Genomic DNA, 23,379 nt, shown 5'->3' on the forward strand with positions numbered 1-23,379 from the left:
GGATGGCAGCGTCGGCGCAACAGGGCGCTGACAGAGAGGCACGACGCGTGATCGACTCATCTCGGCATCATGGGAACCACCGTCGCCGGCTATGCGTGAACGGGCAGGCGCATGACGTCGACATCCCGGACAACACGACGCTGGCGGTGGTCTTGCGTGACATGCTGGCCCTGACCGGGACCAAGGTCGCGTGCAACCAGGCGGCATGCGGTGCCTGCACGGTTCTGCTCGATGGTCGCCCCGTCTTCTCGTGCCATCTGCTCGCCGCGCAGGTGGGTGACCGTCCGGTACGCACCGTCGAAGCGCTGGCTGACGGGATGACATTGCACCCGCTGCAGGCGGCCTTCATCGAGCACGACGCGTTGCAATGCGGCTTCTGCACGCCCGGGATGCTGATGGCCATCATGGGCGCGGGCAGCGGCATGGCCGACCGGGACGATGTCGTGCGTGCGATCTCCGGCAATCTGTGCCGATGCGGCGCGTATCCGCACATCATCGATGCCGTGCTTTCCTGCCGGGGACGGGCCGCGCCATGATCACCGATCCATCGCCGTCCCTCGATCCGTGGCCGCAGGGGGCATTGCGCGTCGTGGGACGCCGTGTCACGCGCGCCTCGGCCACGGACAAGGTCACCGGTCGGACCTGCTTTGCCTCCGACGTCGCGCTGCCCGGCATGGCGCATGCCGTGGTCCTGCGGGCGGCCATTCCGCGAGGCCGTGTCCTGGGCGTCGATGCCGCCGCCGCCATGACAGTCCCGGGGGTGATCCACATCGCCGGTCCGTTCGATTTCCCGCTGCCCCCGGGAACAGCCTATAGCCTCGGTCCGAGCTTCCGGCCACGCCCGGTCATCGATGCCGAGGTCCGGTTCGTCGGCGAGGAGATCGGTGCCGTGGTGGCGGAAACGCCCGTCGCCGCGCGCCTGGCGGCGCGCCTGGTGCAGTTCGACTATGCGCCGCAGCCAGCCGTCCTGACGATGGCGGCAGCGCTGGCGCCGGACGCGCCCCGGCTTGCTGCCGACGGCAACATCGTGGGTGGCGGCGATGTCCTGTCCGCCGGCGATCTCGAGGGCGGCATCGCGGCGTCGGATGTCGTCGTCGAGGCCTGCTATGCGACCGAGGCGCAGCATCACAACGTGCTGGAGCCGCATGGTTGCGTCGCCGCCTGGGATGCCGGGACGCTGATCATGTGGGATTCGAGCCAGGGTTGCCATGCGATCCGCGAGCGGCTGGCCGCCGTGTTCGAGCTGCCCCTGAAGCGCGTGCGCGTGATCAGTGAGCATGTCGGCGGCGGCTTCGGCAGCAAGATCACCCTCAAGCCCTATCATGTGATCGCCGCCCAGCTGGCACGCCTGGTGGGGCGCCCGATCCGCCTGTTCACGGAGCGGCGCGACGAATTCATCGCCAGCCACCACCGCGCGCCGACGGAGCGGACCATCTGGCTGGGCGCGACAAGTGCCGGCCGCCTGACGTTCATTGCCCAGCGCGTGTCGGGCCAGGCCGGCCCGTCGGCGCTGTTCGCGCGCAATGCCGCTGGCGCCGCCAACGGACTGCGCCTGCACGGCTGTCCGAATGTGAGGGCGGAAATCCGGCGTGTGCTGACCAACACGCAGGCGCCGATCCCGTTCCGCGGTCCGACCGCGGCTGAGGACATTTTCTGCCTGGAGCAGGCCATCGACGAGATGGCCCACGCGCTGGCGATGGACCCGCTGGACTTTCACCGGCGCAACATCGCCGACATCGAGCCGTTCACGCGCCTGCCATATGCCGGCAACGGCCTGCGGGCCTGCTACGATCGCGGGGCCGCGGCGTTCGGCTGGAACTGGCGACCGCCGCAGGATGCGGACGACAGCGTCCTGGCTCGCGGCATCGGCATGGGCGCCGTCGCCTATGACGGAACGCTCTACGAGGACAGCCAGGCCACCGTCGCCGCGCACGGTGACGGACGGATCGAGGTTTGCGTCGGGTTGACGGAAATCGGCTGCGGTGCCGATACCGTCTTCGCGCAGATCGCGGCCGAGGCGTTCGAGGTGCCGGTGGATCTCCTGCACACGCGTTTCGGCGACACGCACGCGACGCCGCGCTCGATCGACTCGACAAACCACAGCCGCACCACGACGGTGGTCGGCCCGGCAGTGCGGGCGGCGGCACAGGCCTTGCGCGCGTTGCTGATGGAGCGGGGCGCTCGCCTGTTGCAGACGGAAGCCGCTCACGTGATGCAGCGTGGCGCCGCCGTCGCACGGCGCGACGATCCGGGCGTGGCCGTCACTTTCGGTGTCATCGCCGCCGCGGCCGGCGGCGTGCTGAGCGCGACCCGCAGCCGTGAGGCGGCGCCCGACGGCGTGTTCCAGGCCATGTTCGGCGCCCATTTCGTCGAGGTCGAGGTCGACCGGCGGACCGGCCGCGTGCGTGTCCTGCGCGCCGTGTGCGCGCACGATGCCGGCCGCGTGGTCAACCCGCTGCTGGCCGAGAGCCAGGTCCAGGGTGGCTTCCTGCAGGGGATGGGCATGGCGCTGTTCGAGGAGCGGGTGACGGACCCGCGGGGTGGACATTTGCTGAACGCCACCATGTGGGCCTATCGGATGCCGGGAGTCGCGGACACGCCGGCCTCCATCCGCTTTGTCGACGGGTCGGTGCCGGATATTTCCAACAGCCTGGGCGTGAAAGGCATCGGCGAGCCGCCGTTGATCGCCGCCGGTGCCGCGATTGCCAATGCCATCTTCAACGCCTGCGGCGTGCGCATCCGCAGCTATCCCATCACACCCGACAAGGTGCTGGCCGCTCTGGCCGGCAGGAGCCGGGCATGATGCCGTTCCGGCTGATCGACGCGCAGTCGGCGGCACATGCCGTGAGGCTGCTGACCGAGCATGGTCCTGCGGCGCGGCCGATCGCGGCAGGCGGCGATCTGCTCGATCTGCTCAAGGAGGGCGTGGCCGGCGCGCTCCAGCCGGCCCCGGCTGTGCTGGTCAATCTCGGCACCGCGGGCATGGCGGGCGTATCCCGGTCCGGCGCCACGCTGCGGCTGGGGGCGATGGCGACACTGGTCGACCTGGCGGCACATGCCGAGGTGCAGGCAGCAGCGCCGGTGTTGGCCGAAGCCATAGGCCGCATCGCGTCGCCCCAGTTGCGCAATGTCACGACCCTCGCAGGCAACCTGCTGCAGCGGCCGCGGTGCCTCTACTTCCGGCATCCCCTGATCGACTGCTTCAAGAAAGGCGGGCACGGTTGTCCGGCCGCCGACGGCGATGAGCGCCTGCCGCGGGCCGTGTTCGCGACCGGACCATGCTGTGCGGTGCATCCGTCGGACGTGGCGCCGGTCCTGGTGGCGCTCGATGCGACGCTGGAGATCGCCAGCCCGTCGGGATTGCGAATGGTCTGCATGGACGAGGTCTATGCCGGCGCCGAGCGCAATCCCAGGACCGAAGCCGCTGTCGCGCCCGACGAGATCGTTGCGGCCGTCCGGATCATACCCGGCGTGTTTTCGGGGCAGGCGTTTGACAAGTTCACCGTGCGTGGTGCCAATGACTTCGCCACCGCGTCGGTGGCCGTGTCCGTTGCCGTGACCGCCGGGATGGTGCGCGACTGCCGCATCGTTCTGGGGGGTGCCGCGCTGCGGCCGGTACGCTGCCTGGAAGCCGAGAGTCTGGTGACCGGGCATCCGGCAGCGGAGGTCATGCCGGCTGACGTCGCCGCCATGGCCGTCCGTGGCGCACGCCCGCTGGACGGCACGGCGCGCATCGACGTCCTGCGGACCCTGGTCGCGCGCACCTTGACCCGGGCCATCGGCGTGTAGTCGTTCGCCCTCTGGCGCATTCCGTCAAATGTTTGGCGGGAAATGTCAAATCTCGCCCTCGGAGCGCCCGTTAAGAGGAGCGGGCAGACGCTACGCCAGGGGGAGGAAAACAGATGATGTTTCGTGTAGCCACCGCGGCTCTGGTGGCCGCAAGCATGACGGTGGCAACGCCGGCCTTGGCACAGAAGAAATACGATCCCGGCGCCAGCGACAGCGAGATCAAGATCGGCAACACCGGTCCCTATTCGGGTCCGGCCTCGGCCTTCGGCACAGTCGGAACGGCCATGTCCGCCTACTTCAAGATGATCAACGACAAGGGCGGCGTGCGCCGGCGCAAGATCAATTTCCTCAGCCTCGACGACGGCTACAGCCCGCCCAAGACGGTCGAGCAGGTGCGCCGCCTGGTCGAGCAGGAGCAGGTGTTGATGCTGTTCAGTAACCTCGGCACCGCCACCAGCGTCGCGATCCATAAATACAACAACGCGAAGAAGGTGCCGCATGTGTTTGTCGCCAGCGGACTTCACAAATGGGCCGACCCGCAGCGCTTCCCGTGGACGATCGGCTGGGTGCCGTCCTATTTCATCGAGGGCGCGATCTATGGCCGCTACGTGCTGGAGAACGTGCCCAACCCCAAGGTGGCGCTGCTGAGCCAGAACGACGATGCCGGCAAGGAGTTCGTCGCCGGCTTCAAGCACGGCCTGGGCGACAGGGCGAAGACGATCGTCGTCGGCGACGTGACGTACGAGTCGACCGACGGCACGATCGACTCCCAGGTCATCATGCTGGCAGGCACCGGCGCCAACGTCTTCTTCAACGCCGCCAGCCCGAAATTCGCTGCCCAGGCGATCCGCAAGGCAAGCGATCTCGGCTGGAAGCCGGTTCAGTTCCTGATCAACACGGCCGCCTCCGTGCAGGCGACCTTGCGGCCGGCGGGCTTCGAGAAGTCGGTTGGGATCATCACGGCGCAGTACCTGAAGGATCCGTCGGACCCGGCGTGGGACAACGATCCCGAGATGAATGCCTGGCGCGCCTTCATGGACAAGTACTATCCGAACGGCAGCAAGATTGACTCCTTCAACGTCTATGCCGCCGCGGTGTCGGCATCGTTGGTCCATGTCCTGGAGCAGAGCGGTGATGACCTGACGCGCGCCAACATCATGCGCCAGGCCGCCAGCCTGAAGGATGTACGGGTTCCGCTGCTGTTGCCGGGCATTCGCCTGAACACCACGCCGGCGGACTTCTCGCCCATCAGGCAGGTCCAGCTGGCGAAGTTCAACGGCAAGAACTGGGAGCTGTTCGGCCAGCTTATCAGCAGCCCGAAGTAGGGCTGGGAGCCCCGATCATCGACCGTGCCGACCGGCCGAACTGTGTCTTGATGAAGCGGCTGGCGGCGCTGGGCTCGGAGTAGCCCAGCAGATGGCACAGCCGGCCCAGCGACGGCGGTGGTTGCTGGGACAGGTGGTCCTTCACGACCTGCATCCGTACGAACGCCAGGATCTCGCCGAAGTCGGTGCCCTGTTCGGCCAGCCGTCGCTGCAGGGTGCGCGGCGACGTGGCGAGCAGCGCGGCAATACGCTCCAACGAGGCGCCGCCGCCGGCCAGCTGGGCGGCGATCAGGTTCTCCACCTGGCTGCGCAGGTCGGTAGGCCACTGCGCCTCCTGTCCGGCCAGGTGCTTTTCGAGGAACACGACGATCTGCATGTCGCCATTGGGCAGCCGGCGGTTGAAGTCAGCGCGACTCATCAGGATCGCGTCTCGGTCGGCCCGGTAGTGGATCGGACACCGGAAGAGGCGCCTGTGAACCACGATCGACGGCGGTGGCGCGTGGGCGAGCTCGATGCGCACCGGGTTCCAGCCGGCGCCCAGCATGGCGCGCACGTTCTTGATGCTCTTGCCGACGATGGTCTCGGTGTATTGCCGCGCGTAGGGTCGCAGCGACGGGTGCATGCCGCAGATCAGCGCGACGTCGTCGCCCTCGTACCGGCGTTCGAACGAGCGCGCGTTGTTATGGGTGTGCACATAGCGCTGCGCCAGCCGGAAGCGCTCGGCGAACGTGGCGCAATGGGCGCCCAGCAGGCTGAGCGGGCTGACGCTGCGCGGATCGAGCCACTCGGCGAAGCGGACACCGATGTCGGGCTGCCGCATCGCGATCGCGGCGGCTTCCATGAGGTCGAGGATCAGCCGCGCCGAGACCGCCATCGGCGCCGAAGAGGCGCGCAAGGCCGGATCGAGGCCGCCCACTTTCAGAGCGCGCTCATCAACGCCGACATGATCGAGATAGGCGAGGAATTGCCGTACGGTCGCGGCCTGCGCGATCAGCTCCATCGGATCATGGTATCGCCGTGGCGCGTTCTGTCAAATGATTGGCGGTGATCGTCAACGGCCCGGAGCGCGACCTGACTACAGTCCCGCTGCCTGTGCGCAGGCCATGCAGCCGAGGGCAGCCGATGAAGACGATCTTCTTCCACATGCAGGGCTATCGCGATCTGCCGGACGACTTCTCGAGCCGATACGAGAGCATCTGGATCACCCCGCCCAACAGCGAGCTGTGCGATCCGGCGAAGGTCAGCCAGTACATGCGCTGGAATGTGGAGGAGCTCGAGCTCGCCGATGAACTGGGCTTCGATGGCCTGGGTGTGAACGAGCATCATCAGAACGGCTACGGCTTCTGCAATTCACCCAATCTCGTCGCGTCGATCCTGGCGCGACACCCGTCGGATGCGGCGATCGTGGTGCTGGGCAACACGCTGCCGCTGTACAACCCGCCGATCCGCGTCGCCGAGGAGTTCGCCATGATCGACTGCCTCAGCGGCGGCCGGCTGGTGGCGGGCTTCCCGGTCGGCTCGCCGCCTGACTCGATCGGCAACTACGGCGTGCCGCCGACCCAGATTCGGCCGCGCTACTACGAGGCGCATGACCTCATCATGCAGGCGTGGACGCGGCCAGGGCCGTTTCCGTTCAACGGCGAGTTCACCAAGCTGCGCTACGTCAATCCCTGGCCGCAGCCGCTGCAGAAGCCGCATCCGCCGGTGTGGCTTGCTGGCGGCGGCTCGGTGGAGACCTGGAAGTTCGCGACCGACAACGACTACACCTACAGCTACCTGAGCTTCAACGGGCATCAGTCCGCCAAGGGGATGATGGACAGCTACTGGGACCAGATCGAGAAGGCGGGCCTGGACGACAACCCCTATCGCGCGGGTTTCGCGCAGCTGGTGGTCGTGGGCGCCACGGACACGGAGGCCGAGAAGCTCTACCTGAAGCACATCCGGAACTTCTACGCCAAGGCGCTGCATGTGCCGATGCACCAGGCCGCCGTGCCTGGCTTCATGACCAAGAAGAGTGTCGAGCTTGCCCTGCGCCAGGGTGCAGCCCGCGGCGCCTACAAGAACCTGATCGGCGATCCGCGCACGGCCTCGTGGAAGGACTTCACCGAGACGACCCGCATGGTGATCGGCGGCAGCCCGGCGACGGTGGCAGAGCAGCTCGAGGCGGCGATCCGCAACCTGCGCATCGGCCACCTGATGGTCGTGCTGCAGATCCAGTCGATGGATCGCGAGCTCACGGAATACAGCATGCGCCTGTTCGCCGACGATGTGCTGCCCAAGATCCGCGGGATCTGGGACCGCGAGGGCTACCAGGATCACTGGTGGCCGCAGGGCGCGACGCGCCACCGTGCACCGACGAAGACCACGGCAACCGCGGAGATGGCGCCATGACCGCGTCTGTTCACACCATCGATGTCGCCGCCGGCTTTCAGCCCAACCCGGTGCTGGTCAAGGGCGAGGGGCCGCCGCTGGTCTATCTCCATGGCCTGCTGGGCCAGGAATGGGACGGCCTGCTCGATGGCCTGTCGGCGACGCGCCGTGTCCATGCGCCGGCCCATGCCGGCGCCGACGAGCCGGACGACTTGCGCGGCATCAGCGGCATGCACGACCTCATCCTCTACTACGACGATGTCCTCGATGCGCTGGGTCTCGACCGGATTGATCTGGTCGGCCATTCGTTCGGCGGCATGGTGGCGGCCGAGATCGCCGCCGCCCGTCCCGACCGCGTGCGGCGGCTGGTACTGATCGATGCGCTGGGCTTGTGGCGCGACGATGCGCCGGTGGCGGACTATCTCCTCGTGCCGTCCGACAAGCAGGCGGCCCTGCTGCTGGGCGATCCAAACAGCGACGCCGTGCGTGCCCGGCTGGCCTTGCCCGACGATCCGGAGCAGAGGATCACGCAGACCCTGCGGCGCACCACGTCGATGGCCAGCATTACGCACTTCCTGTGGCCGATCCCGGAACGCGGCCTGTCGCAGCGCCTGCGCCGGATCAAGGCCCCGACGCTGGTCGTGTGGGGTGCCGAGGACAGGCTGGTGCCGTCGGTCTACGCCCGGGACTTTGCCGGGGCGATCGCCTCCGCCCGGATCGAGATGATCGCCGGCGCCGGCCACACGCCGCACTTCCCCGACTGCCGCACCGTCCTGGACAAGGTGGCCGCTTTCCTGGCGTAGGATCTGGAATCGCTCGCCGCTGATGCACCGTCATCGCGAGCGCCTTCCCTTCTCCCCGCCTGCGCGGCAGGGCATTCGCACATAGGAGCACCGGCGCCGTCTCCTCGCCCCGCGGCAGCGGGGAGAGGAAGGGGCCCATGCCGAAGGCATGGGAAGGTGAGGGGTAGGAACGATCGAGCCATGCAGCAAAAATGGGGACTGATCGCTCGTACCCCTCACCTTCCCATCGCTACGCGATGGGCCCCTCCCTCTCCCCGCTGCTGCGGGGAGAGGGGTAAACGGCAGCATATGCGAATGCCCTGGCCTGCGCGGGGAGAAGGGAGGTTTCCCCGGATACCCCTGCTGCGCTCGGGATGACAGTCACGACTCACCTTCAACCGATAGCCGGTAGTAGACTCAGTTGGCTTGCAGTCGCACGCCTTCGGCGTTGCGGATGTGGTCGTAGTTCTGGCTCTGGTACCATTCCATGAATTTCAAATAGGTCGTCGGCTCGAACCTGGGCGGGTTGTCGGGGCCGGTGCAGGACGGCAGGCACGTCATCTCGTGCTCGATGGCGCAATCGAAGAAGAAGGGAATCGCATAGCGATCGCCGCCTGATCTGTTGACGACCCGGTGCGGCGTGGCTCGGAAACGGCCGTTGCTCCAGCGGTTCAACATCTGGCCGCTGTTGACCAGGAAGGCACCCGCGATCGCCGGCGCGTCGATCCATCGACCGGAAGCGGTACGCAGCGACAGGCCGGGGATCTTGTTCTGCGCCAGCAGGGTCATGAACGAGGTATCGGCGTGCGGCGCCAGGCCGTATTCGTTCTGCGCCAGGCTGGGCGTGTAGGGATAGTGCGACATGCGCAGCGTGTACTGCGGGTCGGCGAACGCCGCTGAGAAATAGTCCGCCGGCAGGTCGAGTGCGGTGGCGTAGATCGGCAGAATGCCCAGCGCCAGCGCTTCCATGGCATCGCAATAGGCGACGATCGTCTCGCGGAAGCCCGGCAAAGCCGCCGGCCACAGGTTGACGCCGCGGAAGCGCTTGTTGGCACGCACGTCGGGATGATTGGCTGGCAGGTCGCGCTTGACGAAGTAGGCCTCGTTGAGGTTGGGGCGGTTGTTGGTGCTGACGTCGGAATGGCGCGTGGTCGCGGCTTTCATCGGCAGGTAGCCGATATTGTGCTCGTTGATCTTGAGCTTCAGCTTTTCCTCGAGCGGCTGGGCGTGGAAGCGCGCGGCTTCGGTGAACACCCGGTCGACCAGCGGCTGCGGCACGCGATGCCCTGTCAGGAACCAGAAGCCGACATCCTCGTAGGCATGCCGCAGCTGCGCGGCGCAGTCGGCAAGCGCGGCCGGATCACCGGCCAGCACATCCGAGACGTCGATGATGGGTATCTCATCGCTGACGCCGGAGCGGCCATGAGCAGAGGTGGGAACGTGGGCTTGATGGGACATGGTGATTTCCGTGCAACAATCAGGCCTGGGGCTCGGTCGGCTGGAAAGTACCTTAGTACGCTTCGGCAACGCCAGTCCGGGTGGATTCGCAAGGCTTCCCGTGGCTGTCGTTTCGCTGCCGGACGGCTATAGTGCCGCGCAGAGGAGAGCGGCGCATGCAGGACGAGAAGATCTATGCAAGACGCGACGGCGCAGTCGGCCACGTCGTGTTCAACAACCCGGCCAAGCTGAACGCCGTGTCGCTCGACATGTGGGACCGGCTGCTGGCGATCCTGGGCGACTTCGCGGCTGACGGCGCGGTGCGCTGCGTCGTAGTCAGCGGCGCCGGCGGCAAGGCGTTCGTCTCCGGCGCCGACATCTCGAAGTTCGAAAGCGAGCGTGCCAATGCCGAGGCGCAGGAGCGCTACAACGCGATCTCCGGCCGTGGCTACGAGGCGCTGTACGATTTTCCCAAGCCGACCATCGCCAAGATCACCGGTTACTGCATCGGCGGCGGCATGAACCTGGCGGCTTGCTGCGACCTGCGCTTCTGCAATGAAGGGGCGCGCTTCGGTGTGCCGGCGGCGCGGCTGGGGCTGGGCTACGGCCTGATGCGCATCGAGCGCCTGGCCACGATCATCGGCCTGCCACGCGCCATGGAGATGCTGTTCACGGCGCGCCAGTATTCGTCAGCCGAGGCGCTCGATATCGGGCTGGTCCATCGCGTCGCCGGCGATGCCGAGCTGGACGCGGTCGTGGCCGAGGCGACCGGGCAGATCGCCCAGAACGCGCCCCTCACCATTGCGCTCGCCAAGGCGGCGGCGCGCGAGCTCGCCAAACCCGATCAGCAGCGCGACCATGCGCGGCTGGAGCGCATGACCCAGGCCTGCTTCGACAGCCAGGACTATGTCGAGGGCCGCCGTGCCTTCATGGAAAAGCGCAAACCGGTGTTCCAGGGGAAATGACCATGACCGCATTGCCGTTGGCCCATATCCTGGTGCTCGACCTGACGGCGCATCGCGCCGGCCCGACCGCGGTGCGCCAGCTCGCCGACTGGGGCGCGCAGGTGATCAAGATCGAGCAGCCCGGCCCGGAGGTGGCTGACGCCACCGGCAGCCGGCGCCATGGCTTCGATTTCCAGAACCTGCATCGCAACAAGCGCAGCATGACCATCAACCTGAAGAGCCCGGAAGGACGCGCCGTCTTCATGAAGCTCGCCGGCCAGGCGGACGTCGTGGTCGAGAACTACCGCTCCGACGTCAAGTATCGGCTGGGCGTGGACTACGAGGCGGTGAGGGCCGTCAACCCGCGCATCGTGTACGGCAGCATCGCCGGCTTCGGCCAGACCGGTCCTGACGCCACGCGGCCGGGCGTCGACCAGATCGCCCAGGGCATGGGCGGCCTGATGTCGATCACCGGCGCGCCGGGGCAGGGGCCGATGCGGGTCGGCATTCCCATTGCCGACCTGACGTCGGGCCTGCTGCTGGCGCAGGCCATCCTGCTGGCCATGCTGCAGCGCGAGCAGACCGGGGTCGGGCAGTGGGTGCACACCTCGCTGATCGAGGCGCAGATCTTTATGCTCGATTTCCAGGCCGCGCGCTGGCTGATCGACGGCGAGGTGGCGAAGCAGGCCGGCAACGATCACCCGACGGGGATACCCACCGGCGTCTTCCCCACCGCCGACGGCCATATCAACATCGCCGCTTCGGGCGATGGCCTGTGGAAGCGCTTCTGCGAGGCGATCGGCGCGCCCGAGCTGCTGGCGCATCCCGACCATGCCACCGGCCAGCTGCGCTCGCGCAACCGCAAGGCGCTCAACGAGCGCATCGGCGAGATCACCCGCACCAGGCCCAGCGCGCACTGGATCGCAGCGCTGAACAAGGCCGGCGTGCCGTGCGGGCCGATCAACACCATCGACCAGACCTTCGCCGAGCCGCAGGTGCAGCACCTGGGCATCGCGCGCCCGGTGCGCCATCCCAAGCTCGGCGATATCAAGGTGGTCGGTCAGCCCATCAACATGAGCGCCGCGCCGCAGCCGGCCGAGCTGCAGCCGACGCCGGATCTGGGCCAGCACACCGACGAGGTGCTGCGCGGCCTGGGCTACGATCAGGCCGCCATCGAGGCTCTGCGCGCCAGCGGCGCGGTGTGAGGCTAGCCTGGCCGACGAGCCCCAGCGGTGGCCGAACGGAATCTTCAAACCAACCCGTGATTCAACAAGAAGCGACGCATCCCCCGCACATCGAGAGGGCGTCCCCGGCTCACCAACTCACGCATGATCGGTGCTCGTGTGTCGTCAGGCAGTCGGTCGAGGATCAGGCTGCAGTCGTGCTCAAGATAGATGGCGCGCGCCAGCAAGTCCTTCTTCACCAGTGGGCAGTCCAGGACCCGATGGTATAGGCCAAAACCGAAGTGTATCTGACTGCTCTGGGTGATCTCCATCATCAACCGGTCGATCAGCGCATGGCGTGCCAGGGTCTCGGTTACGACCCGTGCCGCTTCGGTTGACCGGGGTGCGTTGCGCAGAGCTTCTCTACGCACGGCATAGCTGCTGATCGTCGGCGGTCCGGATGCGGCGCTATCGACACTATCGCGACTCTCGTCATGATCGGCGATCGCCTTGGCCAGGCGGCGGGCCGTGAGTGGGCGCGCCACCAGATCGTCGAGAGGGTGCATGCGAAACGCGGGGCGCATGTACTGCACAAGGCCCACCAAGCTGACGAGATCCATTGCATACAGCCGCTGCGCCAGCCTCTCCGCGGAGTAGACCACATCGATGCTGTAGCCGCCGCGCCTGAATTGCTGTGAGAGGGGGATTTCCCCCTTGTTGATGGCGTGCGTGCGCAGATCGTAGGGACGATAGCGGCGCCAGAACCGCTGCAGTCGGGGGTCATGAAAGACCGTTCCCGACACGGCGAACACGTACGATCCGATGTGGTAGTCGAATTGGTGGTTCTCGAATGCCCCAACCACATCGTATCGATTGTTGAGAAGCCGCGTGATCAGATCGCCAAGGCTCGGTCCCGTGAGGTAGAGAACACTGTCGTTGAAATACAGCATCCTACCAGCGCGCAGGCCCCGATCGTTCAGGTAGAGCGTTGCGGCACGATAGGCGCCCATGTCGCGGCCGACATTGGCGCGCACTAGGATGCGGTGAGCATAGGGCTTCAAGCGAGCTTGATCGGCGGCGCTTGGTTGGCCGTTGCAGACGATGATCGTGTTGACGCCGGCATCGCGGAGCGAGGCCAGCAGGCCCAGATAGTTGTCGCCGAGGCTGAATCCTGCGTATCGCACGACAATGGCATAGCTATCGCTGATGGGTTCAGACAGTACTTCATCAGCTAAAAAGGATGGCCTCTTCTCACGTAGAATAGCTGGAAATTGCCTCGCCTTGATGCTCATGCAAAAGGCGTGATACATGAGTTTGTCGCCAATATCGGACAGAAATCTATGAACGCGGCGCATCAGTAGTTTCCAGTTTCTTTTTATCTATAGTATAATACTATCGTATCCGATAGGAAAATAGTTCGCCAACAATGGAATGGCGAGTACGTCTAACACGCCGGATCGGGCGGATACCATGGATTTTCGACAGCTCATACGCGAAATGATCGCCAAGTCCGAGCGCGGAATCGAACTGGGTGCGTCCGTTGCGCCGATCTTGCCGAAGGCCGACGGCTACGATGTCCTGGTGATTGACCACGCTGATGCCGACGGCTTGCGGACCAAGTATACCGCTCTTGGGGTTGATACGAGTCGGATCGAGGAAGTAGACGCCATCGATGACGGAGCAGAGTTCACGGCTCTGCTGGCGCCCGGCGAACGCTTTGACTACATCGTGGTCAGTCATGTGCTCGAGCACATGCCCGACCCGATCCATTTCCTTCAACGCTGCGAGCGGGCGTTGACGGATGGCGGCAAGCTGATCCTGCTGGTTCCGGACCGGCGCTTCTGCTTCGACTACCTGCGGCCCGTCAGCACGGCCGGGCAGATGCTGAGGGCTTATCTCGCCGGTCAGCGGCGGCATGATGCCGGTGCTCTTTACGACCACTATGCGTCGCATGCGACACGCAATGGTGTGGCGGTATGGGCTGAGGCCGACGGTGGCGATTTTGCGTTCGCAGGTAGCCCTGCGGCGGGTTACGCCATGGCGGTGCAGGAGTCGTCGGACTACGTCGACTGTCACGCCTGGGTATTCACGCCGTCGAGCTTTCGCCTCATCCTCGCCGATTTGCGGTCGTTGGGACTGACCGCCATGGGGGAGGTGTTTTTTCACGGCAGCATCGGCTGTGAATTCATGGTGGTATTGTCCCGGGCAGCAGCCGCGTCGACGCCCGACCGTGCCGCCCTTGCGCGCCAAGCCATTCTGGAGGCGGCCGAAGGCGGCGTGAACAGGGCAGACGGGCCTCCGCAGGCATCGCCGACGCTCGAGACCGCCTACGTCGAGGATCTGCCGCGCGCTCAGAATGCCGTCGACCTCTTCAAAGGGGCATGGGTTTGCGCCTTTCCGTCGAACCATGGCGTGAATGCTGGTGACATCGCGCTTCATGCCGATCCGCGCATCACGTGGCTTCTGTCAGCGGTCGGGAATGTGAGAGGACTCGAGGTTCTTGAACTCGGTCCGCTCGAAGCCAGTCATACCGCGATGTTGCTGGCTGCGGGCGCCCGTTCGGTGGTGGCTATCGAGGCCAATCCACAGGCCTTCCTGCGTTGCCTGATTGTGAAGGAAATCCGCCGCCTGCGCGATGCCGCATTCCTGCTCGGCGATTTCACCCGCTTCCTGGAAGAGGATCAGAGGCGCTGGCCGTTGATCGTCGCCAGCGGTGTGCTGTACCACGCGAAGGATCCTCTGCGGCTGCTGGAGGCGCTGGCTGCCAGGACAGACACTCTGTTCCTGTGGACCCATGTCGTAGATGCAGCAGCCATGCCGCTGGATGATCCGCGTCGCCTTGTGATCGCCAGGCAGGAGATGCGGGAGTGGCGCGGCGAGCGCATTGTGCTGCATGTCCGTCCGTACGGCCATGCCAACGATCCCAAGTTTTGCGGCGGCCCCCACAGCGAACCCCGCTGGATGGAGCGCGACGATCTGCTCAAGGTCCTGGACAGGCTGGGTTTCGCTGACATCCGTCTCGCATTCGAGGAGCCGGATCATGCCGCAGGTCCCGCGCTCGCCATCCTCGCTCGGCGGCTGGCAGACTGAAGCCCCGGTGACGGCCGGACAGTAGCGAGGGCTCTGGCTCCAGATGTTGACAGCAACGGCCCGGTGCTACGCCGGATAGACATCTTGCGCAATGTTCTCCATGTCCACCGGCCAGTCCAGCGTCGTCTCACCAACCTTGCGGAAGATGACGCTCGCCATGAGAGCGGCCGTGTGCTGTTCGCCGAAGCAGCTGGCGGCGGTGAGGCTGCGTGGCACCACATAGGCCGTGGCACCGTGGACCGCATCGACGATCTCGAACCCGGTAGCGCGATTGAACAGCGCTTTCCAGGCGTGCCGCGAGAAGCGGAAATAGTCACAAGGCTCCTCGTGCAGGGGCCATGTCTGCGGCGCCACGATAAGGCCCAGGGCACCGACCCGCAGCACGCGGTTGAGCTCGATGGCAGCCTTCCACGGCATCAGCAAGTGCTCGAACACCGAGAAGGACATGACCGCATCGTAGGCGCCGTGTGGCAGGAAGCGGCTCGCCTGGTGGGCGTCACCGACGACGTCCACATTGGGGCCATCCATCACGTCAAAGCCGGTGTAGCGCCAGCCCGGTGGCAGCAGGGACGTGTAGGTCGCGCCGGTCCGGGCACGCGATCCGACCTCGAGCATGTGGCCGGGCGGTCGCTTCGCCAGGTCGGCGAGAAAGCGACTTATCATGCCGCCGGACGCATCGCTGGAGTCCGAGGCGGCCAAGGGCATCGCCTCGGTCCGGCCATCGGCCAGCGTCACCACCAGGGTCGCTGACAGCACCGCCGCGCCGGCGGCGAGCAGCAGCACTTGGTCGAAGCGGCATGCAGCCGCTTGTCGGCCATACAGACGCGCCACGTCGGGACTAGGTAGCCCGGCGTTCGGGATCGGGACCATCCCGTGGCCGGGGAGGCCGACTGCCATGCTAACGACGCGGCTGGTGCGGCTGAACGCGAAGCCGATGATGTGCAGGGTATTGTGAAAGTAGGAGTAGCGTTCAATGGACCAGACGACATCGGTCGTCCATCCTCGCATTTCGGGCGCCGTCGCAGCGCCGCCACATGCTGCTTGCGATAGCAGGGGCGTTGATTCGGACACACACACCGCCAAAGGCACCTTCTGGATTCGAGTGGCATGCCCATACCATGGCGAAAGCCGAGGATTGAACATGGCTCTTGTTCTTCCGAAGAGAAGCGAGCATCTGCGCTGCTGCTATGCTGGCTGCTACCGCTGCTCGGCAGCGAGCCGTTCACAGGCACCCGTGCTGGCCGATCCCGGGCTGCGCTTCCTGTTCTGGAACAGGCTGTATCACGCCGAGCATCACACATGCCTCGACGTTGAGACATGCGCCGTGAGCGGACCCTGTCATTACAACTAGTTCTTGTTCTCTGAAGAAGAATAGCATATAGATACCCGAGCTTGCGTACCCGACTCTGAGCCGACGGGCGTTCGAAGACGGATCCGGGTTTCTGTCGGTTTCTGTCCGGTTTCTGTCGCTACGTTGGAACGACCCAAGCCCTTGGGATCATAAGCAAAACGAGTTTCTGTCGTTTCTGTCGTGGAGCGTGACCCGCAATCGGCGTTAAGCTTGACCGGACGATCAGCTTTCCAGGCGGACGCCTGCATCGGGCAAAGGAGAGGATCGCATGGCTACGCTCATCCGTGGCGGCACCGTGGTGACCGCCGAGCACAGCTTCCGGGCCGACGTGCTGTGCGCCGACGGCAGGATCCAGGCCGTCGGCGGCAAGATCGACATGCCGGCGGGCACGCAGGTGGTCGACGCTGGTGGCCAGCTGGTGATGCCCGGCGGCATCGACCCGCATACGCACATGGAGCTGCCTTTCATGGGCACGACGGCGTCGGAGGATTTCTACTCCGGCACCGCGGCGGCCTTCGCCGGCGGCACGACCATGATCATCGACTTCGTGATTCCGGACCCGCAGGAACCGCTGATGGCGGCCTACAAGAAGTGGCGGGGCTGGGCGGAGAAGGCGGCCGGCGACTATTCGTTCCATGTCGCGGTGACATGGTGGGACGAGAGCGTGCATCGCGACATGGGCACGCTGACGCGCGAGCACGGCGTCAACAGCTTCAAGCACTTCATGGCCTACAAGGGTGCCATCATGGCCGAGGACGAGGTGCTGGTGAACAGCTTCTCGCGGGCCCGTGAGCTGGGGGCGATCTGCACCGTGCACGCCGAGAACGGCGAGCTGGTGTTTCACCTGCAGCAGCAGCTCCTGAAGGCCGGAATCACCGGGCCCGAGGGCCATCCCTTGTCGCGGCCGCCGGAGGTCGAGGGCGAGGCGGCCAACCGCGCGATCCGCATCGCCGAGGTGCTGGGCGTGCCGCTCTATGTCGTGCACAACTCCTGCCGCCAGTCGCTGGAGGCGATCACGCGGGCCCGCAACGAAGGCCAGCGCGTGTTCGGCGAGGTGCTGGCCGGCCATTTGCTGATCGATGACAGCGTCTACCGCAATCCCGACTGGAACACCGCGGCAGCGTACGTCATGAGTCCGCCGTTCCGTGCCAAGGAGCACCAGAAGCATCTCTGGCGCGGCCTGCAATCGGGCAACCTGCAGACCACGGCGACCGACCATTGCTGCTTCTGTGCGCCGCAGAAGGCGGCCGGGCGCACCGATTTCACCAAGATCCCCAACGGCACCGGCGGCGTCGAGGACCGCATGGCGGTGCTGTGGCATCATGGCGTCGGCAAGGGCCGTCTCACGCCCAACGAGTTTGTGCGCGTGACCTCGACCAACGCCGCGCAGATCTTCAACATCTATCCGCGCAAGGGCTCGGTGAGCGTCGGTGCCGACGCCGACCTCGTGGTGTGGGACCCCGCCGCCAGCCGCACCATCTCGGCCAAGACGCACCACCAGCAGATCGACTTCAACATCTTCGAAGGCATGACCGTGCAGGGCATCGCCACCCACACCATCTCCCAGGGCAACGTGGTCTGGGCCGACGGCCAGCTGAACGCGGTGCGGGGTGCCGGCCGCTACATCGATCGCCCGACCTTCGCGCCGTACTATGACGCGATCCGGCGCCAGGCTGACGCCAGGCGCCCACGTGCAGTGCCGAGAGCAGCGGCGGAGTAGGTTTTCCATACCTTCCCCCGCTTGCGGGGGAAGGTGGCGCGTAGCGCCGGATGGGGGACGCCTGCGCCAAACTGAGTGCGTGAAAAACAACCCCCATCCGCCCTTCGGGCACCTTCCCCCGCGAGCGTGGGAAGGTAAGGCTCCTACTTCTTCATCGCCGCGTCGATGATCTGATGCGTCCAGGCGCCGACCGGCTTCTTGGTGATCACCGGATCGGACTTGCCGCCCAGCAGCGTGGCCACGGTGCGCTCGTAGTCGGCGGGCTCGAGGTAGCCGATGCCCTTGGGCTGGTCGGCCACCAGCTTGGCCACCTCGCTCATCATGCGCGTCTGGTGGTTCGCCTTCTGGGCGCCGGTGGCGTCGTTGTTGAGCACGATCTTCACGGCCTCGGCCTGGTTCTTGACGGCGTAGTCCCAGCCCTTGGCGGTGGCGCGCACGAAGCGGGCCAGCCGATCGGCCATCGCCGGATCCTTGAGCTTGGCTTCGGTGGTGTAGAAGCCGTCCTCGAGCGTGGCGACGCCCTGGTCCTCGTACTTGAACACCAGCAGCTGGTCGGGCTTGATGCCGGCGTCGATCACCTGCCAGTACTCGTTGTAGGTCATGGTCGAGATGCAGTCGGCCTGCTTCTGCAGCAGCGGATCGACGTTGAAGCCCTGCTTCAGCACCTTGATGTCGGGGTTGGCACCGCTGGTCTTCAGCCCCAGCTTGTCCATCCAGGACAGGAAAGGATATTCGTTGCCGGCGAACCAGACGCCCAGCGTGCGGCCCTTGAAGTCGGCCGGGGTCTTGATGCCGCTGTCCTTGCGGCAGGTCAGCATCATGCCGGAGCGCTTGTAGATCTGGGCGATGTTGACCAGCGGCACGCCCTTCTCGCGCGAGGCCAGCGCAGCCGGCATCCAGTCGATGATCACGTCGGCACCGCCGCCGGCCGCCACCTGCGGCGGCGCGATGTCGGGCCCGCCCGGCTTGATCGTGACGTCCAGCTTCTCGTCCTTGTAGAAGCCCTTGTCCTTGGCCACGTAATAGCCGGCGAACTGCGCCTGCGTCACCCATTTCAGCTGCAGCGTCAGCTTGTCCTGCGCCTGCGCCGCCGCCGTGAGCGCGACGGCCGCGACGCCGGCCAGCAATCCGATCAGTCTCATGGTGCTCTCCTCCTCTTGGTTGCTCCCACGCCTGCTGCCTCACTGCCGATAGGATGGATGCCAGAAGGTCAGGGCCCGCTCGCCCAGCGCCAGCACGGCGTAGAACAGCGAGCCGGCCACGGCCGCGACCGCGATGGTTGCCCATACCATCTCGATATTCATGCGGCCGACCTCCGTCGAGATGCGGAAGCCCATGCCCAGGATGGGCGTGCCGAAGAACTCGGCGACGATAGCGCCGATCAACGATAGCGTCGAATTGATCTTGAGCGCGTTGAAGATGAAGGGCAGCGCATTGGGCAGCCGCAGGCGCAGCAGCGTCTGCCAGTAGCTGGCGGCGTAGGAACGCATCAGGTCGCGCTCCATGTCGCCGGCGGCGTGCAGTCCGGCCAGGGCGTTCACCAGCATCGGGAAGAAGGTCATCACGACGATGACGGCGACCTTGGACTGCCAGTCGAAGCCGAACCACATCACCATGATGGGCGCGATGCCCACGATCGGGATGGCGCTGACCAGCGCCCCCAGCGGCAGCAGTCCGCGCTGCAGGAAAGGCGAGCGGTCGATCAGGATGGCGACCAGGAAGCCGCTGCCGGAGCCCAGCGCGAAGCCCGTCAGCACTGACTTCAGGAAGGTCTGGCGGAAATCCTGGGCCAGCACGTCGGCGCTGGCGGCGATCACCCGGCCGATCTGGCTCGGGCCGGGCAGCAGCACGCGCGGGATCGCGAAGCCGCCCACCACGACTTCCCAGAGGTAGAGCAGCCACAGCCCGAACAGGGCGGGCACGAGGACGTCGTGCACCAGGCGGTTGGGCGCCGTGCCGGCCAGCAGCTGGAGCGCGCGCCAAGTCAGGCACACGAGCGCGACGACCACCAGCCACAGGCCCGGCGCCTCCGTCTCCAGCGTCAGGCCGGCGCCCAGCAGCGCCAGCGGCCCGGCCGCGCCCAGCACGACGGCCACCGCCAATGTCAGGCCTGCGGCCAATCCCTGTGGCCGCGTCAGCGCCGCCCAGCCCGCCAGCACGCAAGCCGCAGCCAGGCCGATGATCACGGGGCCCTGGCCGGACCAGTACGCCGCGCCGGCCTCGTCGCGACCCACCGGCAGGACCAGGGCCGCCAGAAGCAGGACCAGGGCCAGGGCGCACAGCCAGTCAGGCCGGCGGCTCATGGCCGGGCCCCCATACGCTGCAGGGTCAGGCGCTCGGCCAGCCCGACCAGGGCCACCAGCACCATGCCCAGAAGCGCCGCCATCACCAGCGCGGCCCAGATCTGGACGGTCTGACCATAGTAGGAGCCGCTGAGCAGCCGCGCGCCGATGCCTTCCTGGCCGCCGGTCGGCAACTCGCCCACGATGGCGCCCACCAGGCTGATGCCGATCGCCACCTTGAGCGAGGCGAACAGGAAGGGCACCGAGGCGGGACTGTGCAGCTTCCAGAACACCTGTGCCGGCGACGCCGAGTAGGTGCGCATCAGGTCGAGCTGCAGCGGATCGGGCGAGCGCAGGCCCTTGATCATGCCGATCGCCACCGGGAAGAAGCACAGGTACATCGAGATGATGGCCTTGGGCAGCAGACCGGTGAAGCCGGCGTTGCCCAGCACCACGATGATCATCGGCGCGATGGCCAGGATCGGGATGGTCTGGGAGGCGATGATCCAGGGCAGCAGCGACCGGTCGAGCGTGCGCACATGCACGATGCCGACCGCCAGCAGCACACCCAGCACGATGCCCAGCGCGAAGCCGAGCACGGTCGATGACGCCGTCACCAGCGTGTGGTAGGCGAGGCTGCGGCGTGACGTGATCTCCTGCTCGAACACCGACTCGTAGAGCTCGATCGCCACCTGGTGCGGCGCCGGCAGCACCGGGCGCTCCATCGACCAGGTCGCGTCGACCAGCTCCCGCAAGGTCCAGTCGGGCTTGTCGCTGAAGACGATCGAGATCACCTGCGGCGCGTTCAGCCACACAGCCGCGGCGTACCAGATCACCAGCAGCACCAGCAGCACGGTGGCGAGCGGCAGCGCATAGCCCTCGCGCCAGGACCGCAGCAGGGTCATGCCGCCTCCCATGCCTTCCGCGTGTGGAAGGCAGAAGGCGTGACGAGGCTAGTCGTCATAGCTATGCCCGGCCCGCAGCGCGACGCGCACGCGGTGCGCGATCTTCAGGAACGCCGCGGTCTCGCGCACGTCCAGCGTGCGGTCGGGCGGCAGGTCGCTGTCGATCACCTCCAGGATGCGGCCCGGCCGCGGCGACATCACCACGATGCGGTTGGACAGGAACACGGCCTCCGAGATCGAATGTGTCACGAAGATCACCGTCACCCGCGTGCGCTCCCACAGCCGCAGGAGATGCTCGTTGAGGTGGTCGCGGGTGATCTCGTCCAGCGCCCCGAACGGCTCGTCCATCAGCAGCAGGTCGGGCTCGAAGCCCAGCGCGCGTGCGATCGAGACGCGCTGCTGCATGCCACCGGAGAGCTGCCACGGGAACTTGTTCTCGAACCCCTGCAGGCCCACCAGCGCCAGGTACTTCTCGGCTCGGGCCCGGCGTTCGGCCTTGGCCATGCCCATGATCTCCAGCGGCAGGGTGAGGTTGCGCCGCACCGTGCGCCAGGGATAGAGCGCCGGTGCCTGGAAGACATAGCCGTAGGCGCGCTGCAGGCGTGCCTGCTCCGGGCTCATGCCGTTGACGGTGATGCTGCCGTCGGTCGGCTCGACCAGGTTGGCGATCACCCGCATCAGCGTGGTCTTGCCGCAGCCCGAGGGCCCGATGAACGAGACGAACTCGCCGCGCTGGACCCGCAGGTCGACATCCGACAGGGCCAGCACGGGCGCATCGGCGGTGTGATACGTCAGCGACAGCTTGCGGATATCGATCGCGGCCGTACGGGCATCAGGCGCGGTCATGCATCACACCGAGGCTGTCAGCCCGGATGCAGCGACGGCTCTTTCCCGGCTGCGTCCGGGCTGACAGGAGGGCGCGCTCGACATGGTCGTCATCTACTCCGCGGCCTGGCGCATCGGGTTGTTGGGGTGCTGCGTCCAGTTGAGGTAAGGCTTGCCGGTCTCCACCTCGACCATGCTGATGCAGCCGGTCACCGGACAGGCATGCATGCAGAGATTGCAGCCCACGCACTCGGCGTCGATCACCTCGTAGTGGCGCTCGCCGTCGATGCGCGTGGCCGCGACCGCCTGGTGCGAGGTGTCCTCGCAGGCGATATGGCACAGGCCGCATTTGATGCAGCGGTCCTGATCGATGCGCGCCACGATCCTGTGGTTGAGGTTGAGGTATTGCCAGTCGGTGACGTTGGGCACGGCGCGGCCGACCACCGCCGGCAGGTCGGCGTAGCCCTTCTCGTCCAGCCAGTTGCCGAGACCGTCGACCAGGTCGTCGATGATCTTGAAGCCGTAGTGCATGGCTGCGGTGCAGACCTGGACCGAGCCTGCACCCAGCGCCAGGAACTCGGCGGCGTCGCGCCAGGTGGCGATGCCGCCGATGCCCGAGATCGGCAGGCCGGCGCAGTGCGGGTCGCGCGCGATCTCGGCCACCATGTGCAGCGCGATCGGCTTGACGGCCGGCCCGCAATAGCCGCCATGCGTGCCCTTGCCGTCGACCGTCGGCGCCGGCGCCATCGCGTCGAGGTCGACCGCGATGATGGAGTTCACGGTATTGATCAGCGACACCGCGTCGGCGCCGCCTTGCCGCGCCGCGCGTGCCGGGCCCAGGATGTTCGTGACGTTGGGCGTCAGCTTGACCAGAACGGGCATGCGGGTGTGCTGCTTGCACCAGCGCGTCACCATCTCGATGTATTCCGGCACCTGGCCCACCGCGGCCCCCATGCCGCGCTCGGACATGCCGTGCGGGCAGCCGAAGTTCAGCTCGACGCCGTCGCAGGCGGTGTCCTCGACCGTGGCGAGGATGCTCTTCCAGCTCTCCTCGACGCAGGGCACCATCAGGGAGACGATCAGCGCCCGGTCAGGCCAGTCGCGCTTGACCTGCTTGATCTCGCGCAGGTTCACCTCCAGCGGCCGGTCGGTGATCAGCTCGATGTTGTTGAAGCCGACCATGCGCTGGCCGTTGACCTCCAGCGTGCCATAGCGCGAGGCGGTGTTGACGACCGGCGGTCCGGCCTCGCCCAGGGTCTTCCAGACGGCGCCGCCCCAGCCGGCCTTGAAGGCCCGCACGACGTTGTATTCCTTGTCGGTGGGCGGCGCCGATGCCAGCCAGAACGGGTTGGGCGACTTGATGCCGGCGAAGGTGCAACGCAGGTCGGCCATGGCG

At 66.5% G+C, this 23,379-nt stretch carries 19 protein-coding genes; 10 read left to right on the forward strand and 9 right to left on the reverse strand.

Annotated elements, in window-relative coordinates; all coding sequences use genetic code 11:
- Positions 1-95: 95 nt before the first annotated feature.
- The 4 genes from FHP25_RS06885 to FHP25_RS06900 all read left to right on the forward strand — a co-directional run bounded on the left by FHP25_RS06885 (position 96) and on the right by FHP25_RS06900 (position 5,114).
- The gene (locus FHP25_RS06885; protein WP_231712228.1) at positions 96-536 is read left to right on the forward strand and encodes a (2Fe-2S)-binding protein; all 441 of its coding nucleotides are present in this window, start codon (positions 96-98) and stop codon (positions 534-536) included.
- Positions 533-2,803, forward strand: a complete 2,271-nt coding sequence (locus tag FHP25_RS06890) for a xanthine dehydrogenase family protein molybdopterin-binding subunit (RefSeq protein ID WP_178133348.1) — start codon at positions 533-535, stop codon at positions 2,801-2,803. The genes FHP25_RS06885 and FHP25_RS06890 overlap by 4 nt, the downstream gene beginning before the upstream one ends.
- On the forward strand, positions 2,800-3,789 hold the full coding sequence (locus FHP25_RS06895) for an FAD binding domain-containing protein (RefSeq protein WP_147846184.1): 990 nt from the start codon (positions 2,800-2,802) through the stop codon (positions 3,787-3,789). The genes FHP25_RS06890 and FHP25_RS06895 overlap by 4 nt, the downstream gene beginning before the upstream one ends.
- Positions 3,790-3,902: 113 nt before the next feature.
- Positions 3,903-5,114 carry an ABC transporter substrate-binding protein gene (locus FHP25_RS06900; protein ID WP_147846185.1) on the forward strand — a complete coding sequence of 404 codons (1,212 nt, stop codon included), beginning with the start codon at positions 3,903-3,905 and terminating at the stop codon, positions 5,112-5,114.
- Here FHP25_RS06900 and FHP25_RS06905 read toward each other — a convergent pair.
- Positions 5,098-6,114 carry an AraC family transcriptional regulator gene (locus FHP25_RS06905; RefSeq protein ID WP_147846186.1) on the reverse strand — a complete coding sequence of 339 codons (1,017 nt, stop codon included), beginning with the start codon at positions 6,112-6,114 and terminating at the stop codon, positions 5,098-5,100. The two genes, FHP25_RS06900 and FHP25_RS06905, sit on opposite strands and share 17 nt — an antisense overlap.
- A gap of 122 nt (positions 6,115-6,236) precedes the next feature.
- Here FHP25_RS06905 and FHP25_RS06910 point away from each other — a divergent pair, with 122 nt between their 5' ends.
- Positions 6,237-7,505 carry an LLM class flavin-dependent oxidoreductase gene (locus tag FHP25_RS06910; protein ID WP_147846187.1) on the forward strand — a complete coding sequence of 423 codons (1,269 nt, stop codon included), beginning with the start codon at positions 6,237-6,239 and terminating at the stop codon, positions 7,503-7,505.
- Entirely contained in the window at positions 7,502-8,287 is a 786-nt protein-coding gene (locus FHP25_RS06915) for an alpha/beta fold hydrolase (RefSeq protein WP_147846188.1), read from the forward strand. Before FHP25_RS06910 ends, FHP25_RS06915 begins: the two co-directional genes overlap by 4 nt.
- Positions 8,288-8,683: 396 nt before the next feature.
- On the opposite strand, the gene FHP25_RS06920 is transcribed toward FHP25_RS06915, so the two are convergent.
- Positions 8,684-9,724: an isopenicillin N synthase family dioxygenase gene (locus FHP25_RS06920; RefSeq protein WP_147846189.1), complete on the reverse strand. Its 1,041-nt coding sequence runs from the start codon at positions 9,722-9,724 to the stop codon at positions 8,684-8,686.
- A 155-nt stretch (positions 9,725-9,879) separates the two neighbouring features.
- Here FHP25_RS06920 and FHP25_RS06925 point away from each other — a divergent pair, with 155 nt between their 5' ends.
- Together FHP25_RS06925 and FHP25_RS06930 are read left to right on the forward strand one after the other, a co-directional pair.
- On the forward strand, positions 9,880-10,668 hold the full coding sequence (locus FHP25_RS06925; RefSeq protein WP_147846190.1) for an enoyl-CoA hydratase: 789 nt from the start codon (positions 9,880-9,882) through the stop codon (positions 10,666-10,668).
- Positions 10,669-10,670: 2 nt separating this feature from the next.
- On the forward strand, positions 10,671-11,852 hold the full coding sequence (locus FHP25_RS06930) for a CaiB/BaiF CoA transferase family protein (protein ID WP_147846191.1): 1,182 nt from the start codon (positions 10,671-10,673) through the stop codon (positions 11,850-11,852).
- 44 nt (positions 11,853-11,896) lie between these two features.
- On the opposite strand, the gene FHP25_RS06935 is transcribed toward FHP25_RS06930, so the two are convergent.
- The gene (locus FHP25_RS06935; RefSeq protein WP_147846192.1) at positions 11,897-13,165 is read right to left on the reverse strand and encodes a rhamnan synthesis F family protein; all 1,269 of its coding nucleotides are present in this window, start codon (positions 13,163-13,165) and stop codon (positions 11,897-11,899) included.
- Between the two features lie 115 nt (positions 13,166-13,280).
- Between FHP25_RS06935 and FHP25_RS06940 the strand changes: the two genes are divergently transcribed.
- Positions 13,281-14,900 carry a methyltransferase domain-containing protein gene (locus tag FHP25_RS06940; RefSeq protein WP_147846193.1) on the forward strand — a complete coding sequence of 540 codons (1,620 nt, stop codon included), beginning with the start codon at positions 13,281-13,283 and terminating at the stop codon, positions 14,898-14,900.
- Positions 14,901-14,966: 66 nt separating this feature from the next.
- On the opposite strand, the gene FHP25_RS41310 is transcribed toward FHP25_RS06940, so the two are convergent.
- On the reverse strand, positions 14,967-16,043 hold the full coding sequence (locus FHP25_RS41310; protein WP_218578241.1) for a class I SAM-dependent methyltransferase: 1,077 nt from the start codon (positions 16,041-16,043) through the stop codon (positions 14,967-14,969).
- A 476-nt stretch (positions 16,044-16,519) separates the two neighbouring features.
- On the opposite strand from FHP25_RS41310, the gene hydA reads away from it, so the two are divergent.
- On the forward strand, positions 16,520-17,971 hold the full coding sequence (gene hydA, locus FHP25_RS06950) for a dihydropyrimidinase (RefSeq protein ID WP_147846194.1): 1,452 nt from the start codon (positions 16,520-16,522) through the stop codon (positions 17,969-17,971).
- Positions 17,972-18,114: 143 nt separating this feature from the next.
- Here hydA and FHP25_RS06955 read toward each other — a convergent pair whose 3' ends face one another.
- From FHP25_RS06955 to preA, 5 genes are all read right to left on the reverse strand, one after another.
- On the reverse strand, positions 18,115-19,113 hold the full coding sequence (locus FHP25_RS06955; protein ID WP_147846195.1) for an ABC transporter substrate-binding protein: 999 nt from the start codon (positions 19,111-19,113) through the stop codon (positions 18,115-18,117).
- Between the two features lie 39 nt (positions 19,114-19,152).
- Positions 19,153-19,959 (reverse strand): ABC transporter permease, encoded by an 807-nt coding sequence (locus FHP25_RS06960; RefSeq protein WP_331461672.1) that lies wholly within the window; start codon positions 19,957-19,959, stop codon positions 19,153-19,155.
- A 311-nt stretch (positions 19,960-20,270) separates the two neighbouring features.
- Positions 20,271-21,158 carry an ABC transporter permease gene (locus FHP25_RS06965; RefSeq protein WP_147846197.1) on the reverse strand — a complete coding sequence of 296 codons (888 nt, stop codon included), beginning with the start codon at positions 21,156-21,158 and terminating at the stop codon, positions 20,271-20,273.
- Between the two features lie 48 nt (positions 21,159-21,206).
- Entirely contained in the window at positions 21,207-22,004 is a 798-nt protein-coding gene (locus tag FHP25_RS06970) for an ABC transporter ATP-binding protein (protein ID WP_147846198.1), read from the reverse strand.
- Positions 22,005-22,097: 93 nt separating this feature from the next.
- Positions 22,098-23,375, reverse strand: a complete 1,278-nt coding sequence (preA, locus tag FHP25_RS06975) for an NAD-dependent dihydropyrimidine dehydrogenase subunit PreA (protein WP_147846199.1) — start codon at positions 23,373-23,375, stop codon at positions 22,098-22,100.
- Between the last annotated feature and the right edge of the window lie 4 nt (positions 23,376-23,379).

It is taken from the genome of Vineibacter terrae (assembly GCF_008039615.1).
Classification (GTDB): Bacteria; Pseudomonadota; Alphaproteobacteria; order Reyranellales; family Reyranellaceae; genus Vineibacter; species Vineibacter terrae.